This is a genomic window from Pseudomonas sp. CFSAN084952, assembly GCF_009648855.1.
Lineage (GTDB): Bacteria > Pseudomonadota > Gammaproteobacteria > Pseudomonadales > Pseudomonadaceae > Aquipseudomonas > Aquipseudomonas paracarnis.
Window position 1 is genome coordinate 5501550 of sequence record NZ_CP045767.1, and the last position, 16034, is coordinate 5517583.

Below are 16034 nucleotides of genomic sequence, written 5' to 3' on the forward strand. Positions count from 1 at the left end.
CATGGCCAAGCCTGGATTTCGCCTCGCGCTGTTTGCCACGCTTCTGGCGTTGTTTGTCGTGCTGCTCGGTGCTTATACCCGCCTGACCCACGCCGGCCTCGGCTGTCCGGACTGGCCGGGCTGCTATGGCTTTATCAGCGTGCCGCAAAGCGAAGCCCAACTGGCTCATGCCGAGTTGCACTTTCCCGACACGCCGGTGGAGGCCGACAAAGGCTGGGCCGAGATGACCCATCGCTACTTCGCGGGCAGCCTGGGCCTGTTGATCGCGCTGCTGGCGGCGCGTTCGTGGCGTCATCGACGCGATCCGGGCCAGCCGGTGAAGCTGCCGCTGTTCCTGCTGGCGGTGGTGTTCGCCCAAGCGGCGTTTGGCATGTGGACCGTGACCTTGAAGCTCTGGCCGCATGTGGTCACAGGGCATCTTTTGGGCGGCTTTGCGACCTTGAGCCTGCTGTTTCTGCTGACCCTGCGGCTGTCCGGCGTACTACCGGCGCTGGTCGTGCCCAAGCGCCTGCAATATTGGGCGACGGCGGGGCTGGTGCTGGTGATCGGGCAGATCGCCCTGGGCGGCTGGGTCAGTTCCAACTACGCGGCGGTGGCCTGTGTCGATTTGCCCACCTGCCATGGCCAATGGTGGCCAGCAGCGGACTTCGCCAATGGTTTTCACCTGACCCAGCACATCGGCCCCAATTACCTGGGGGGCCAGCTCGACAGCGAAGCGCGCACCGCCATCCACCTGACGCATCGCATCGGCGCCGTGCTGGTCACGCTGGTGCTGCTCGGTTTGGCCTGGCAACTGCGGGCAGTGGGGATGACGCGCCTGGCCGGCTTGTTGTTGATCGCCCTGGCCGCGCAGATCTGCCTGGGGGTGAGCAATGTGGCGTTCGGCCTGCCGCTGCCGGTGGCGGTCGCGCACAACGCTGGCGGGGCAACGTTGTTGATGACGCTGGTGCTGGTCAATTATCACGCGCGCACCAGCCTGGTTCGGGTGCGTCACCCGCGCCTGTTCGGCTGGCGTTTTATCCCGCGCAAACAGGTGTCAGGCCTGATCACCCTTAAAGGAGAACTGCCATGGCGGCCGTGATCGGCGCACGTCGCGACCGGGCGATCTGGCGTGACTATTTGGAGCTGACCAAGCCCAAAGTGGTGGTGCTGATGCTGATCACTTCGCTGGTGGGCATGTTCCTTGCCACCCGCGCCGGTGTGCCCTGGACAGTGCTGGTGTTCGGCAACCTCGGCATTGCCCTGTGTGCCGGCGGCGCGGCGGCGGTCAATCATGTAGTGGATCGACGGATTGATGCCGTGATGGCGCGCACTCACAAGCGGCCGATGGCTGAGGGGCGTGTCTCGCCGATGGCGGCGTTAGCGTTTGCGTTGTTCCTGGCGATTGCAGGATTGGCCCTGCTGCTGGCGTTCACCAACCCGCTGGCGGCCTGGCTGACCTTGGCTTCGCTGCTGGGTTATGCGGTGGTCTACACCGGCTTTCTCAAGCGAGCGACGCCGCAGAATATTGTCATCGGCGGTCTGGCCGGTGCGGCGCCACCGCTGCTGGGTTGGGTGGCTGTCACTGGGCATGTGAGTGCCGAACCCTTGCTGCTGGTGCTGATCATCTTCGCCTGGACTCCGCCACACTTCTGGGCCCTGGCTATTCACCGCAAAGAGGAATACGCCAAGGCCGACATCCCGATGCTGCCGGTTACCCATGGCGAGCACTACACCAAGGTGCATATCCTGCTGTATACCTTCGCCCTGCTGGCGGTGAGCCTGATGCCCTACGTTATCCACATGAGCGGGCTGCTCTACCTGGGCTGTGCGCTGGTATTGGGGGCGCGCTTTCTGCAATGGGCCTGGGTGTTGTACCGTGGCAGCCAGCCGCACGCGGCGATCAACACGTTCAAGTACTCTATCTGGTACTTGCTGCTGCTGTTTATCGCCCTGCTCGTAGACCACTACTTATTGTTGAACCTATGACTCGAACTCAAAAAACCGTCTTCATCCTCGTGGCCCTGGTCGCGTTGATCATGGGCCTGACCGTCAACAAAGTGCTCTCGGGCAAAGGCCAGGGCGACCCCACTGCGCTGATCGACGCCGGCATCATTCTGCTGCCGCAAAGCCGCCAGTTGCCAGCGGTGACCATGACTGACCAGGAAGGTCAGCCGGTGGTGGTCAATGAGTTGAAGGGCAAGTGGAGCCTGCTGTTTTTCGGTTACACCTTCTGCCCGGATATCTGCCCGACCACCCTCGCCCAGCTTCGCCAGATCAAGAGCGAACTGCCCAAAGAGGCTGTGGATAAGTTGCAGGTGATCCTGGTGAGCGTCGATCCGAACCGCGATACCCCGGCGCAGCTCAAGCAGTACCTGGGTTACTTCGACCCACAGTTCCAAGGCCTGACTGGCGCGAATGTGGAGGATGTACAGAAGGTTTCGAATGCGGTGAGCATTCCCTTCATTCCGGCGGATACCAGCAAGCCGAACTACACCGTCGACCACAGCGGTAACCTGGCACTGATCGGCCCGGATGGTACCCAGCGTGGGTTTATTCGTGCGCCGTTGAACAACCAGAAGCTGGTGGCGCAGTTGCCGGGGTTGCTACAGCGCAAGTGAGCACCTGATGATCGTTCCAACGCTGAGCGTGGGAATGCAGTTAGGGGCGCTCTGCGTCCCCAAGCGTGACCCAGAGCGTCACAAGAGGCGTTCCCACGCGGAGCGTGGGAACGATCAGATCAGGAGAGATCAGAACGCTGGCTTGATCGCGCCTTTGTACTTCTCTTCGATGAATTTCTTCACTTCAGGCGTGTGCAAGGCTGCAACCAGCTTCTTCACCGCGTCTGCATCCTTGTTGTCTTCGCGGGTCACCAGGATGTTCACGTAAGGCGAGTCGTTGCCTTCGATCACCAGGGCATCCTTGGATGGGTCCAGCTTGGCTTCCAGGGCGTAGTTGGTGTTGATCAGCGCCAGATCGACCTGGGTCAGCACGCGCGGCAAGGTAGCGGCTTCCAGTTCACGGAATTTCAGGTTTTTATCGTTGCCGGTGATGTCCTTGATGGTCGACAGGATGTTGGTCGGGTCCTTCAGGGTGATCAGGCCGTTCTTGGCCAGCAGCAACAGCGCACGGCCGCCGTTGGTGGCGTCGTTCGGGATCACCACGTTGGCGCCGTCAGGCAGGTCGGCCAGTTTTTTGTACTTGCTGGAGTAAGCGCCCAGAGGTTCCAGGTGCACAGCGCCGACGCTCACCAGGTGAGTGCCTTTGGCTTTGTTGAATTCATCCAGGTACGGCTGGTGCTGGAAGAAGTTGGCATCCAGGCGCTTTTCAGCCACCTGTACGTTCGGCTGCACGTAGTCGGTGAAGACTTTGACCTTCAGGTCCACGCCTTCTTTGGCCAGGGCAGGCTTCACGAATTCGAGGATTTCGGCGTGAGGCACCGGCGAAGCAGCGACCGTAATGGTCTCGGCGTGGGCGGAAAACGCAGCCACGGCGGCGAAAGCAACCAGTAGTTTTTTCATCCAGCAAGCTCCTTGTTCGGGCATCTGCCGGCTGCGCGCCGGCAATGGCCGTTATTTACGAGAAAAGTGCACCACCAGCCGGTCGCCGACGGTTTGCAGAATTTGCACCAGAATCAACAGCATCACCACAGTGACCACCATCACATCGGTCTGGAAGCGCTGGTAGCCAAAACGGATTGCCAGGTCGCCCAGGCCGCCAGCACCGACCACACCAGCCATCGCGGTGTAGGAAACCAGTGTAATAGCCGTCACCGTAATCGCCGCGAAGATGCCAGGGCGGGCCTCGGGCAATAGGGCATTGGTGATGATCTGGCGGGTGGTGGCGCCCATGGCCTGGGTGGCTTCGATGATGCCACGGTCCACTTCGCGCAGTGCGGTTTCCACCAGGCGCGCAAAGAATGGCGTAGCGCCGACGACCAGCGGTGGGATCGCACCGGCAACACCCAGCGACGTGCCGGTGATCAGTACCGTGAACGGAATCATCACGATCAACAGAATGATGAACGGCAGCGAGCGCAAGATATTCACGATCAGCGACAAAAGCGCGTACAGGCCTTTTTGTTCGAACAGCTGGCGCGGGCTGGTCAGGAACAACAGCACGCCCAGGGGCAGGCCCAGCAGCACGGTGAAGAACAGCGAGCCGAACAGCATGGTCATGGTGTCGCCGGTGGCGAGCCAGATTTCAGACCAGTCGATATTGGCGAAGAAACTCAGGAACACGTCCATCAGCGCAGCACCTCCATGTGAACGTCTGCGGCGGTGAAGCGTGCAAACGCAGCTTCCATGTCACCGCCGGTGACGGCGAGGGTCAGTTGCCCGTAAGGGATGTCTTTGATGCGGTCGATACGACCGGCAAGAATGCTGTAGTCCACACCGGTTTCCCGTGCGACGGTACCCAGCAGTGGCGCGTAGGTCGCGTCCCCTTGGAACGTCAGGCGCACGATACGGCCTGGCACATGGGCAAAGTCGTCGCGCTGCTCGCCTTCGTCCACCTGTTCGGCTTCTTGTACGAAGCGTTTGGTGGTCGGGTGCTTGGGGTGCAGGAACACGTCGGCCACCGAGCCTTGCTCGACGATCACCCCGGCGTCCATCACGGCGACCTGGTCGCATACGCGGCGGATCACGTCCATTTCATGGGTGATCAACACGATGGTCAGGTTCAACTCGCGGTTGATCTCGGCCAGCAGTTGCAGGACCGACGCCGTGGTTTGCGGGTCGAGCGCGCTGGTGGCTTCGTCACAAAGCAGGATTTTTGGCTTGGTCGCCAGGGCTCGGGCGATGCCGACGCGCTGTTTCTGGCCGCCGGACAACTGCGCCGGGTACTTCTTGGCGTGGTCCGACAAGCCGACGCGGGCGAGCAGCTCAGCCACACGTTGGTCGATTTCCTTGCGCGACAGTTCACCGGCGAGCGTCAGCGGCAGCGCGACGTTGTCGGCCACGGTCTTGGACGCCAGCAAGTTGAAGTGCTGGAAGATCATCCCGACCTGCTGACGGAAGCGGCGCAGGCCGTTGGCATCCAGGGCGGTGACTTCTTCACCGTCGACCGTGATCTGCCCGCCGCTGGGTTCTTCCAGGCGGTTGATCAGGCGCAGCAGCGTGCTTTTACCCGCACCCGAGTGGCCAATCAGGCCAAACACCTGGCCATTGGCGACGCGCAGGCTGGTGGGGTGCAGGGCGGGGATATCCTTACCGGCGACGCGGTAGGTTTTATGGACGTTTTGAAACTCGATCACGTAGCGAACCTTGTGGGGCGCATTGAAAAGGGATCAGCGGTTAGCCGGGCGCGCATTTTAGCCTGTCCGCATAGCGTTTCTTAGCATTTATTTCGTATTCATCCAGTCATTTGGCAATAACGCGATCAAAGGTCATAAAAAAGGAACGGTGCAAAACCCAGTCAGTCACTACTTAAGCAACTCGATTTCCCAGGTGCCGTGCCTGGGGTTTTGCTCAAACGAGCCGGGGACCGCTCTGGCCACTTTGAATAAGGAGTTTTGACTGATGAGTACCAAGAAGCCAGCCACCCCGCCGAAGAGTGAACTCGCGGGCACTGATACCCTGGACCGTGGCAACACCAACGCCAAGCTGCAGGCGTTGGAAGAATTCCGTTCCGATGCAACCGGCCAGGCCCTGCGCACCAACCAGGGCGTGAAGATTTCCGACAACCAGAACAGCCTGAAAGTCGGCGCCCGCGGCCCTTCGCTGCTGGAAGACTTCATCATGCGTGAAAAGATCACGCACTTTGACCATGAGCGTATCCCGGAGCGCATCGTGCATGCCCGTGGTACGGGGGCCCATGGCTATTTCCAGAGTTACGGCGACCATTCGGCGCTGACCAAGGCAGGTTTTCTGCGCACGCCTGAGCATAAAACCCCGGTGTTCGCGCGTTTTTCCACGGTGCAGGGCCCGCGTGGTTCCGGCGACACCGTGCGTGACGTTCGCGGTTTTGCCGTGAAGTTCTTCACCGACGAAGGCAACTTCGACCTGGTGGGCAACAACATGCCGGTGTTCTTCATCCAGGATGCGATCAAATTTCCTGACTTCGTCCACGCGGTGAAACCCGAGCCTCATAACGAGATTCCTACCGGCGGTTCGGCCCACGATACGTTCTGGGACTTTGTTTCGCTGCAACCGGAATCCGCGCACATGGTGATCTGGGCCATGTCCGACCGCGCCATTCCAAAAAGCCTGCGCGCCATGCAGGGCTTTGGGGTACACACCTTCCGTTTGATCAATACCGAAGGTAAGTCCAGCTTCGTGAAGTTCCACTGGCGTCCAAAAGTCGGCACCTGCTCGCTGGTATGGGATGAGGCGCAAAAGCTGGCCGGTAAAGATACGGACTACCACCGTCGTGACCTGTGGGAAGCGATTGAAAGCGGCGATTACCCCGAGTGGGAGCTGGGCGTACAGATCGTGGCCGAAGAAGACGAGCACAAGTTTGATTTCGACTTGCTCGACCCGACCAAGATCATTCCAGAAGAACTGGTACCGATCACGCCGCTGGGCAAAATGGTGCTCAACCGTAACCCGGACAACTTCTTCGCTGAAGTCGAGCAGGTTGCGTTCTGCCCGGGCCACATCGTGCCGGGCATCGACTTCACCAACGACCCATTGCTGCAGGGCCGTCTGTTTTCCTACACCGATACCCAGATCAGCCGACTGGGCGGGCCGAACTTTCATGAGATTCCAATCAACCGGCCTGTCGTGCCTTTCCATAACGGCCAGCGCGACGCTCAGCATCGCACCGTGATTGATAAGGGTCGTGCGTCCTACGAGCCAAACTCTATTGATGGTGGTTGGCCGAAAGAAACCCCTGCTGGTCCTACCGATGGTGGCTTTGAGTCCTACTACGAGCGCGTCGATGCCAACAAAGTACGTGAGCGCAGCGAATCCTTCGGTGACCATTTCTCCCAGGCGACGCTGTTCTACAACAGCATGAGCCACCACGAGAAAGAGCACATTATCGCGGCCTACAGTTTTGAGCTGGGCAAGGTGGAGCGCGAGTTCATCCGTGCGCGCCAGGTCAACGAGGTCCTGGCCAATATCGACCTGGAGCTGGCCAAGCGCGTTGCGCAGAACCTCGGCTTGCCGGCGCCGACCAAGGGCACCGTGCCTGCCCGTGAAACGTCGTTGAAAGAATCGCCAGCCTTGAGCCAGGTGAATTTGCTATCGGGTGATATCAAAACGCGCAAAGTGGCGATTCTGGCAGCCAACGGCGTTGATGGTGCGGCCATTGACGCGTTAAAAGCCGCGCTTGAAGCTGAGGGCGCCCATGCCAAGTTGCTGGGGCCTACTTCGGCGCCGGTAACCACCGCGCAGGGCAAGACGCTGCCGGTCGACGCCTCCATGGAAGGCATGCCGTCCATTGCCTTCGACGCAGTGTTTATCCCGGGTGGCAAAGAGTCCGTGAAGGCGCTGAGCGGTGATGGCGTGGCGTTGCATTACGTACTGGAAGCCTACAAACACCTGAAGGCGATTGCGGTAGCCAGCGATGTGAAGCCGTTGCTGGACCTGCTGAAACTGGAGGAGGATGCGGGGTTGATCGTGGGCGCGGATGCCAAGGCGTTCAAAGCGTTTTTTGCGGCGATTGCCCAGCATCGGGTGTGGGAGCGTGAGCCGAAATCCAAGGCGATTCCGGCTTAACTTATCGGTTGTTTGTTAGGTCGTCATCGCAGGCAAGCCAGCTCCCACACTGTTCAAATGTGAGAGCTGGCTTGCCTGCGATGCTTTTAGTCCGCCTTGCGCGGAATCAGCACAACCTGCGCCGGAATATGTTTCAGGATTTGCCGGTGAATCTTCAGGTCATACCCCGAATCAATCCGCTTGACCCGCTTGGTCAGTAACGTGGCCAGCCACGGGTAATCCTGGGTGCGTGGCACCTGGATGCTGACGTCGCACTGGTAATTCACCACATCGGTGGCGATGGCGTCCAACTGATGGCGCATGTCTTCAACATCCGCAAGGTTCAGCGCCACGGAGGTGCTCGGCGCTGCCGGGTCGATGACCTTGGCGGCAGGCTTGGCCTCAGCGGCTTTCAACGCAGCTTCTGCCTGGTCCAATTCGGCTTTGCGCGCATGGCTGATGGCGCTGTTGACGCCACCGGTCAGCGCAGGGGCCTTGGGCATCAAGGCGCGGGCGCGGCTCAGGGCCGTGGCGGCAGCGTTGACGTCGCCTTTTTGCAACACGATCTGGCTGCGTTGCAGGTAGGCTTCGGCCAATTGACGCTGGTAGGCCTCAAGTGCCGGGTCGTTGGGCGATTGGGCCTGCAATGCAGCCAGCTGGTCTTCGGCGGTGGCCAATTCGCTGCTGGCCAGGTTTTGTTCCAGCTGCGCGATGGCCGCAGCCCGCGGATCCGGAGCCTGGGGGGCAGCGGGCGGCGTACTTTGGCAGGCGCCCAGCAGCAGTGAAAATGCGGCAAGGAGCAGATAACGGGAGGTGAACGGCTTCATTCCTGCGACTCTCTATTTGCGCAAAAAGCGAGCAAGTCTACACCCCTCGACGGGGCAGGACAAAACTCAGCAGAAACAGGGCGGCCGCCGTAACCACAATCGACGGCCCGGCCGGTGTGTCCTTGAACCAGGACAGCGCCAGGCCACCACACACTGCAAGCATCCCCAGGAGGCTGGCGCCAATCGCCATCTGCTCCGGAGAGCGAGCGTGGCGCTGGGCGGCGGCGGCTGGAATGATCAGCAGCGACGTGATCAACAATACGCCGACAATCTTCATCGCGACAGCAATCACCACGGCGATGAGCAACATCAAGGCCATACGCAGGCCTGCGACGGGCAAGCCTTCTACCTTGGCCAGTTCTTCATGCACGGTGATCGCCAGCAACGGGCGCCACAGGGCCACCAGCAACGCCAGCACCGCAGCGCTGCCGCCGAGGATCCAGGCCAGGTCGGTCGGGCTGATCGCCAGCAGGTCGCCGAACAGGTAGGCCATCAGGTCGATGCGCACTTCATGCATGAAGCTCAGCACCACCAGGCCCAGAGACAAGGTACTGGGCGCAAGGATGCCCAGCAGTGTGTCGGAAGCCAGTGGCTGGCGTTGCTGCAGGGTCACCAGCAGCACGGCTAGCAGCAGGCAGCCGACGGTCACGGCGATGGCCGGGCTTACATCCAGCAGAAAGCCCATGGCCACGCCCAGCAAGGCAGCATGGGACAAGGTGTCGCCGAAATAGGCCATGCGTCGCCACACCACGAACGAGCCCAATGGGCCCGCCACCAGTGCCAAAGCCAAGCCTGCCAGCAGGGCGTAGAGCAGAAAATCAGCCATGCTTGCAGCTATCTCCATGAACGTGGGGGGTATCGACGACGGCGCCATGCAGGTCATGGGCGTGGTCATGGTGGTGATGGTAGATCGCCAGGCTCTGGGCGTTCTTGCCGAACAGCTCCACGAACGCCGGGTCGCCACTGACCTGTTCCGGGTGGCCGGAGCAGCACACGTGGCGGTTGAGGCAGACCACTTGGTCGGTGGTGCTCATGACCAGGTGCAAGTCGTGGGAGACCATCAGTACGCCGCAACCATGGCGGTCGCGCAGGCGGGTGATCAGGCTGTACAGCTCGGCCTGGCCGGCGACATCGACACCTTGCACGGGTTCATCGAGTACCAGCAGCTCGGGCTCGCGCAGCAGGGCGCGGGCCAGCAGCACGCGCTGCATTTCGCCACCGGAGATGCTTTGCACCGGGTTGTCGATGACGTGTTCGGCGCCGACTTCCTTAAGCGCAGCCTGGGCGCGGGCGCGGTCTACGCCAGGCACCAGGCGCAGGAAGCGCAATACGGAGAGCGGCAATGTCGGGTCCACGTGCAGCTTTTGCGGCATATAGCCCACGCGCAGCTTGGGCTTGCGCCAAACCGTGCCGCTGTGGGGCTTGAGCAGCCCGAGCACGGCGCGCACCAAGGTGGTTTTGCCGGCGCCGTTGGGGCCGATCAGGGTGACGATTTGCCCCGGTTCCACGCTCAGTGCGATGTTCTCCAGCACGTTTTGCCCGGCGAACGTGACCCCGACCTGCTCCAGGCGGATTAACGCATTGCTCATCAAACCCCCTGGCAGCCTGCGCACAGGCCGACCACTTCGACCGTTTGCCCTTCGACCTTGAAGCCGACGTCGGCAGAGCTTTTGATAATGGCGTCGCTGATGCTTTTTTGTTCAAGCTCAATGGCGGCGTGGCACTCGCGGCAGATCAAGAACTGGCCCTGATGCGCGTGCTCCGGGTGGTTGCAACCGACAAAGGCGTTAAGCGAGGCGATACGGTGCACCAGGCCGTTTTCCAGCAGGAAATCCAACGCACGGTAAACGGTGGGCGGCGCGGCGCGGCGGCCGTCCTGCTCGCTGAGGACGCCCAGAATGTCGTACGCGCCCAAAGGCTTGTGGCTCTGCCACACCAGCTCCAGCACCCGGCGACGCAAGGCAGTCAGGCGCAAGCCTTTCTTTGCGCACAGGGTGTCGGCCTCTGACAATGCGGTGTGCACGCAGTGAGAGTGGTCGTGGGGACGGCTGGCAAGCGGTGTTTTAGGCATGAGCGGCGACAGATATTTGATAGAGACGTTATTATGTTACCCGTTCCTACGCCATCGAGTGGTCATCGTGTCCCGACTTTTTCCCGTTTTTGTCGTATTTGTCACCAGTTTGTTCGTTGCGGGTGCCGCTCAGGCCGAGGTCAAGGTACTGACGAGCATCAAGCCGTTGCAACTGATTGCCGCTGCCGTGCAGGACGGCGTGGCTGTTCCAGAGGTATTGCTGCCGCCGGGGGCGTCGCCGCACAACTTCGCTTTACGCCCATCCGACGTACGGCGTGTGCAGTCGGTGGACCTGCTGTACTGGATCGGGCCGGACATGGAAACGTTTTTGCCGCGTGTGCTCAAAGGCCGTACGGCGCCAACGGTGGCCGTGCAGGACCTGCCAGGCATGAAACTGCGCATCTTCGGCGAAGATAGCCATTCACATGCCGATGAAGCCGACGAACATGACCATGATCACCGCCCAGGCAGTGTGGATGCGCACCTGTGGCTGTCCACGGTCAATGCACGTGTGATCGCCGCTCGGATGGCGGCCGATCTGAGCGCTGCCGACCCAGCCAATGCCGAGCGTTATCAGAGCAATGCGAAGGCCTTCGAAGAACGCCTGAACGCGCTGGATGCGCGCCTGAAGCAGCGTTTGGCGGGCGTTGATGGCAAACCATACTTCGTGTTCCACGAAGCCTTTGATTACTTCGAAGAGGCGTACGGTTTGAAGCATGCTGGCGTGTTCAGCGTGGCCGCCGAAGTGCAGCCGGGCGCGCAGCACGTAGCGGCGATGCGCGCGCGTTTGCAGGAAGTGGGCAAGACTTGCGTGTTTAGCGAGCCGCCGTTGCGACCTCGCTTGGCCGAAACCCTGGTGGCCGGGTTGCCGGTGAAGTTGGCGGAATTGGATGCGTTGGGTGGCTATACGCCGGCTACCGCGCAGGGTTATGAGCAGGTGCTGGAAAAACTCGGCAATGATCTGGCCGGTTGCCTGGAGTCGCTCTAACAGGTAACACAAAACTCCTGTGGGAGCGGGCTTGCCCGCGATAGCGTTGGCTCAGTTGATACCGCTATCGCAGGCAAGCCAGCTCCCACATTGACCGAGTCGGTCTTTTAAAGCGCGAACGGTAGATGGAGCGTGACCTGCTGACGCTGCGCCAGGCGATGCTCGAACTCAGCCGGGTCGTGAATCAACACATCCTGCCCGGCAAATGACTCGGCCGCGATCAGCCGGGACAGCCAGAACCGTACGCACGCCACGCGCAGCATGGTCGGCCATAGCTCGGCTTCCTTCGCGGTAAACGCTCGTAGCCCCGCGTAAGCGCCCAGCAGCGCCCGGGCACGGTGACCGTCAATCACGCCATCGGCATCCGAGCACCAGTCATTCAAGGCGATTGCCACGTCGTAGAGCATCGGCCCCGAACAGGCGTTGTAGAAGTCGATCAGGCCCGTCAGGTGCGTGCCTTCAAACATCGCGTTATCGCGAAACAGATCGGCGTGCACATTCGCTCGTGGCAGGCCGAGGATGTCAGCCTTGTGAGCGTCGATCTCGGCCAGCGCATCGCGCAACAGGCGTTGCTGGGCCTCGTTGAGGTGCGAAATAAGCTGCGCGCCCTCGCTGAGCATCCACGCCAGGCCGCGGTCGGTCTTGCGTTCAAGTACCTTTTCGCCCTGGGTGGCCAAGTGCAGGTGGCCGAGCAGTTCGCCAACCTGGGCGCAATGCTGCGCATTGGCCTCCTTGATGTGCTTGCCCGCCAGGCGCGGTTGCAGCAAGGCCGGTTTGCCCTTGAGTTCGCGCAAAGCGATACCGTCGGTGGTACGCAGGGCGTACGGCACAGGCAGGTCGGCGTCGTGGAGCACGTCAAGCAGTTCGATGAAGAACGGCATTTCTGCCACCGGGCCACGCTCAACCAGGGTCAGGACGAATTCACCCTGTTCCAGGCTGATAAAGAAATTGGTGTTTTCGCTGCCGGCGGCAATCCCCTGGAAATCAAGCAGGCGGCCGAGCCCGTAAGGGGCGAGAAAGGTTTCCAGCTCGGGCCGAGCCAGGGGGGTGAACACAGACATGGTTAAAACTGCCGTTACGGGCGCTGCGGTGGGCAGCGCCGGTTAAAATTAAGAAATCATTTCCATTCGAAGATCTTCCATGACGGGATCAGCATATCCGGCTGGTCAGAGCGGATGAAGTTCGCGTCGGTGCCGTCCGCACGTACCAGAAAGTACGGTGGTGCGCCCTTCGGGGTGACTTTGATTGCGTACAGAAAGCCGTTTTGGCGGTATTCCTGGATGGTTTTGTCGCCTTCCGTGCGAATGGTAACTTCCGGATCACCTCCAGGGGCACTGTCTGCCGCCGTGGCAGCCATCGGAGCGAGTGCAATCAAACCGGTCAACAGCAGGCGATTGAATGTACGCATGATAACCTTGTCCCTTTGTTTTCATTGGTCCGGCTATTCTAGCGCCTGACCCGCCGAAAAGGTTGATCCTGCTCATGAGCCAAGCGCCCCTCGTCCTGGTGGACGGTTCTTCTTATCTGTACCGCGCCTTCCACGCGCTGCCACCGCTGACCACCTCCAAAGGCCTGCCCACCGGTGCGGTCAAGGGCGTGTTGAACATGCTCAAAAGCCTGCGCAAGCAGTACCCGGACAGCCCATTTGCCGTGGTTTTCGACGCCAAGGGTGGGACGTTTCGCGATGAGATGTACGCCGAATACAAAGCCAACCGCCCGAGCATGCCCGATGACATGCGCCTGCAGATCGAGCCGCTGCATCAAAGCGTGATCGCTCTTGGCTTCCCGTTGCTGTGCGTCGAGGGCGTTGAGGCCGATGACGTGATCGGCACTCTGGCCCGCAGCAGCGCGGCCGCCAGCCGCCCGGTGGTGATCTCGACCGGTGACAAAGACATGGCGCAGTTGGTGGACGGCCACATTACCTTGGTCAACACCATGACCGGTAGCTCGATGGACATCGAGGGCGTTAAGGAGAAATTCGGTGTCGCTCCGGAGCAGATCATCGACTATCTGGCGTTGATGGGGGATTCGTCCGACAACATTCCCGGCGTTCCGGGCATTGGCCCCAAGACCGCCTCCGGCTTGCTGGTAGGGGTCAATGGCGGCCTCAAAGAGCTTTATGAGCAGCTGGATATTGTGCCGACCCTGCCTATCCGTGGGGCCAAGACCCTGCCGGCCAAGCTGGAAGAGCATAAGGAGATGGCATTCCTGTCTTATCAGTTGGCGACGATCAAGATCGATGTGCCGCTGGATATCGGGTTGGATGATTTGCACCTGATCGAACCGGATCGCGAAAAGCTGCTGGAGCTGTACACGCTGCTTGAGTTCAAAAGCTGGTACGACGAGATCCAGCGCGATGCCAAGCGTGTCGAGCTCAAATCGGCGAGCGAAGTTGCGCCTGCCGCCGAAATGCCGGTCGAGGCTGTTATATCGGTACCGGTAGAGGCCGTTTACACCACCATTCTGGACCAGGCCACCTTCGACGTGTGGCTGAAAAAACTCCACGATGCGCCGTTGTTTGCTTTCGACACCGAAACTACCGGCATCGACGCCCAGCAGGCGCAATTGGTCGGGGTCTCGTTTGCTGTGCAGCCCCATGAAGCCGCCTACATCCCGCTGACCCATTCCTATATCGGCGCGCCGGATCAATTGGATCGCGACACCGTGCTGCTGGCCCTGAAACCGCTGCTGGAAGACCCGACCAAACTCAAGGTGGGCCAGCACGCCAAGTTCGATATGAACATCCTGGCCAACTGCGCCATTGGCGGCGACTCTGCCCAGGGCATTACCGTGCGCGGCATCGCCTTCGACACCATGCTCGAATCCTACGTGCTCAATTCCACCGCGACGCGGCACGATATGGACAGTCTGGCGAAGAAGTACCTGGACCACGACACGGTCAGCTTCCAAGACATCGCCGGCAAAGGTGCAAAGCAACTCACGTTCGACCAGATCGCCCTTGAGCAAGCCGGCCCCTACGCGGCCGAAGATGCCGACGTGACCTTGCGCCTGCATCAACACTTGTACGCGCAACTGGCCGCGATCCCGACCCTGGCCAGTGTGCTGACGGACATCGAGATCCCGCTGGTGCCGGTGCTGGCACGCATCGAGCGCCAGGGCGCACTGGTAGACAAGGACCTGCTCGGCATCCAGAGCATCGAGCTGGGTAACAAGATGGTCGAGCTGGAGCGCCAGGCGTACGAGATCGCCGGTGAAGAATTCAACCTGGGTTCGCCCAAGCAGCTCGGGGCGATCCTGTACGAGAAGCTCGGCATGCCGGTGCTGAAGAAAACCGGCAAGGGCCAGGCATCCACGGCTGAGGAAGTACTGGCCAAACTGGCCGAGGATGATTTCCCGCTGCCCAAGGTACTGATGCAGTACCGCAGCATGAGCAAGCTCAAAAGTACCTATACCGACCGCCTGCCGGAACAGATCAACCCGCGTACCGGGCGTATTCATACGTCCTACCATCAGGCCGTCGCGGCGACCGGGCGCTTGTCCTCCAGCGATCCGAACCTGCAGAACATCCCGGTGCGCACCGCCGAGGGGCGGCGCATTCGCCAGGCGTTTGTCGCGCCCAAGGGTTACAAGCTACTAGCGGCGGACTATTCGCAGATCGAGCTGCGGATCATGGCGCATTTGTCCAAGGACGAAGGCTTGATGAACGCCTTCCGCAATGACCTGGACGTGCATACGGCCACGGCGGCCGAAGTGTTCAAGGTCGAGTTGAATGAGGTCACGTCCAACCAGCGCCGCAGCGCCAAGGCGATCAACTTCGGCCTGATTTACGGCATGGGCGCCCAGAAGCTGGGTAAGGACATCGGCGTCGATACCAAGACCGCCAAGGCTTACATCGATGTGTACTTCGCCCGCTACCCAGGGGTGCGCGAATACATGGAGCGCACCCGCGCCCAGGCGGCGGATCAGGGGTATGTCGAAACGTTCTTCGGACGACGGCTGTACTTGCCGGATATCAACTCCAACAAGCCCCAGGAGCGCGCGGCGGCCGAGCGCACGGCGATCAACGCGCCGATGCAGGGCACGGCGGCGGACATCATCAAGAAAGCCATGGTGCAGGTGGATAACTGGCTGACCGAGTCGGGCCTGGATGCCAAGGTTATCCTTCAAGTGCACGACGAATTGGTGCTGGAGGTGCGTGAAGACTTGGTCGCGCAGGTCAGCGAGAAGATTCGCGAGCATATGAGCGCGGCGGCGCAGTTGGACGTGCCTTTGGTGGTGGACGTAGGCGTAGGCGATAACTGGGACGAGGCGCACTGATTCTGCGGCTTTGCCATCATCGCCAGTGGTGGCGAAGCGGTTTAGAGCGCAAACGGGGGTCAGTTATTTCCAATAGTTTTTTGAGCCTGTCGGAACTTAACCTGTGAACTGCCACTCAGAGTTACTGAATGGGTGGTGAAGCCCTTCAATGCTCCTATGTTGTGTTAAGTGTTGGCAGATAATTCCGGACCCCGCCCTAGCGGTCCGGAACTTGAACCCCGAACTTCCCCTCCCCAAAAGAAGTCCGGGGT

Annotated in this window: 15 protein-coding genes; 6 read left to right on the forward strand and 9 right to left on the reverse strand. The window is 60.8% G+C overall.

Translation table 11 applies throughout. The features are described from left to right. Position 1: 1 nt before the first annotated feature. The 3 genes from GH769_RS25140 to GH769_RS25150 are packed head-to-tail and all read left to right on the forward strand — an operon-like array spanning position 2 to position 2600. Entirely contained in the window at positions 2 to 1081 is a 1080-nt protein-coding gene (locus GH769_RS25140; RefSeq protein WP_032903951.1) for a heme A synthase, read from the forward strand. Further along, a complete protein-coding gene (gene cyoE / locus GH769_RS25145) occupies positions 1069 to 1968 on the forward strand; it encodes a heme o synthase (RefSeq protein WP_032903952.1) in 900 nt (299 codons plus the stop codon). Before GH769_RS25140 ends, cyoE begins: the two co-directional genes overlap by 13 nt. Then, positions 1965 to 2600: an SCO family protein gene (locus tag GH769_RS25150; RefSeq protein WP_014716330.1), complete on the forward strand. Its 636-nt coding sequence runs from the start codon at positions 1965 to 1967 to the stop codon at positions 2598 to 2600. Before cyoE ends, GH769_RS25150 begins: the two co-directional genes overlap by 4 nt. Before the next feature lie 129 nt (positions 2601 to 2729). Here the strand turns inward: GH769_RS25150 and GH769_RS25155 are convergent, their stop codons facing one another. Genes GH769_RS25155 through GH769_RS25165 form a run of 3 tightly spaced genes read right to left on the reverse strand, consistent with a single transcriptional unit; the run spans position 2730 to position 5233 of the window. Then, positions 2730 to 3500, reverse strand: coding sequence for a MetQ/NlpA family ABC transporter substrate-binding protein (locus GH769_RS25155; protein ID WP_014716331.1), 771 nt, complete (start codon positions 3498 to 3500; stop codon positions 2730 to 2732). Between the two features lie 51 nt (positions 3501 to 3551). Further along, the gene (locus GH769_RS25160; protein WP_003187354.1) at positions 3552 to 4226 is read right to left on the reverse strand and encodes a methionine ABC transporter permease; all 675 of its coding nucleotides are present in this window, start codon (positions 4224 to 4226) and stop codon (positions 3552 to 3554) included. Then, complete coding sequence (locus GH769_RS25165; RefSeq protein ID WP_014716332.1) at positions 4226 to 5233, reverse strand: methionine ABC transporter ATP-binding protein; 1008 nt, start codon at positions 5231 to 5233, stop codon at positions 4226 to 4228. The genes GH769_RS25160 and GH769_RS25165 overlap by 1 nt, the downstream gene beginning before the upstream one ends. Positions 5234 to 5498: 265 nt before the next feature. Here GH769_RS25165 and katE point away from each other — a divergent pair, with 265 nt between their 5' ends. Further along, the gene (gene katE, locus GH769_RS25170) at positions 5499 to 7640 is read left to right on the forward strand and encodes a catalase HPII (protein ID WP_108538275.1); all 2142 of its coding nucleotides are present in this window, start codon (positions 5499 to 5501) and stop codon (positions 7638 to 7640) included. Positions 7641 to 7726: 86 nt separating this feature from the next. Here katE and GH769_RS25175 read toward each other — a convergent pair whose 3' ends face one another. From GH769_RS25175 to zur, 4 genes are read right to left on the reverse strand one after another with little or no spacing between them, the layout of a single operon-like run. Next, on the reverse strand, positions 7727 to 8446 hold the full coding sequence (locus tag GH769_RS25175) for a PA5502 family lipoprotein (protein ID WP_032903955.1): 720 nt from the start codon (positions 8444 to 8446) through the stop codon (positions 7727 to 7729). Positions 8447 to 8483: 37 nt separating this feature from the next. Further along, the gene (gene znuB, locus GH769_RS25180) at positions 8484 to 9272 is read right to left on the reverse strand and encodes a zinc ABC transporter permease subunit ZnuB (protein WP_014716335.1); all 789 of its coding nucleotides are present in this window, start codon (positions 9270 to 9272) and stop codon (positions 8484 to 8486) included. Beyond that, entirely contained in the window at positions 9265 to 10035 is a 771-nt protein-coding gene (gene znuC, locus GH769_RS25185) for a zinc ABC transporter ATP-binding protein ZnuC (RefSeq protein ID WP_003187361.1), read from the reverse strand. Before znuC ends, znuB begins: the two co-directional genes overlap by 8 nt. Then, entirely contained in the window at positions 10035 to 10517 is a 483-nt protein-coding gene (gene zur, locus GH769_RS25190; RefSeq protein ID WP_014716336.1) for a zinc uptake transcriptional repressor Zur, read from the reverse strand. Before zur ends, znuC begins: the two co-directional genes overlap by 1 nt. A gap of 58 nt (positions 10518 to 10575) precedes the next feature. Between zur and GH769_RS25195 the strand changes: the two genes are divergently transcribed. Beyond that, on the forward strand, positions 10576 to 11505 hold the full coding sequence (locus tag GH769_RS25195) for a zinc ABC transporter substrate-binding protein (protein WP_003187364.1): 930 nt from the start codon (positions 10576 to 10578) through the stop codon (positions 11503 to 11505). A 107-nt stretch (positions 11506 to 11612) separates the two neighbouring features. Here GH769_RS25195 and GH769_RS25200 read toward each other — a convergent pair whose 3' ends face one another. Continuing rightward, positions 11613 to 12566 carry a homoserine kinase gene (locus tag GH769_RS25200; protein ID WP_014716337.1) on the reverse strand — a complete coding sequence of 318 codons (954 nt, stop codon included), beginning with the start codon at positions 12564 to 12566 and terminating at the stop codon, positions 11613 to 11615. A gap of 56 nt (positions 12567 to 12622) precedes the next feature. Continuing rightward, positions 12623 to 12913, reverse strand: a complete 291-nt coding sequence (locus GH769_RS25205; RefSeq protein WP_014716338.1) for a DUF2782 domain-containing protein — start codon at positions 12911 to 12913, stop codon at positions 12623 to 12625. A gap of 74 nt (positions 12914 to 12987) precedes the next feature. Here GH769_RS25205 and polA point away from each other — a divergent pair, with 74 nt between their 5' ends. Then, positions 12988 to 15783, forward strand: a complete 2796-nt coding sequence (polA, locus tag GH769_RS25210) for a DNA polymerase I (RefSeq protein ID WP_020301404.1) — start codon at positions 12988 to 12990, stop codon at positions 15781 to 15783. Positions 15784 to 16034 lie beyond the last annotated feature (251 nt).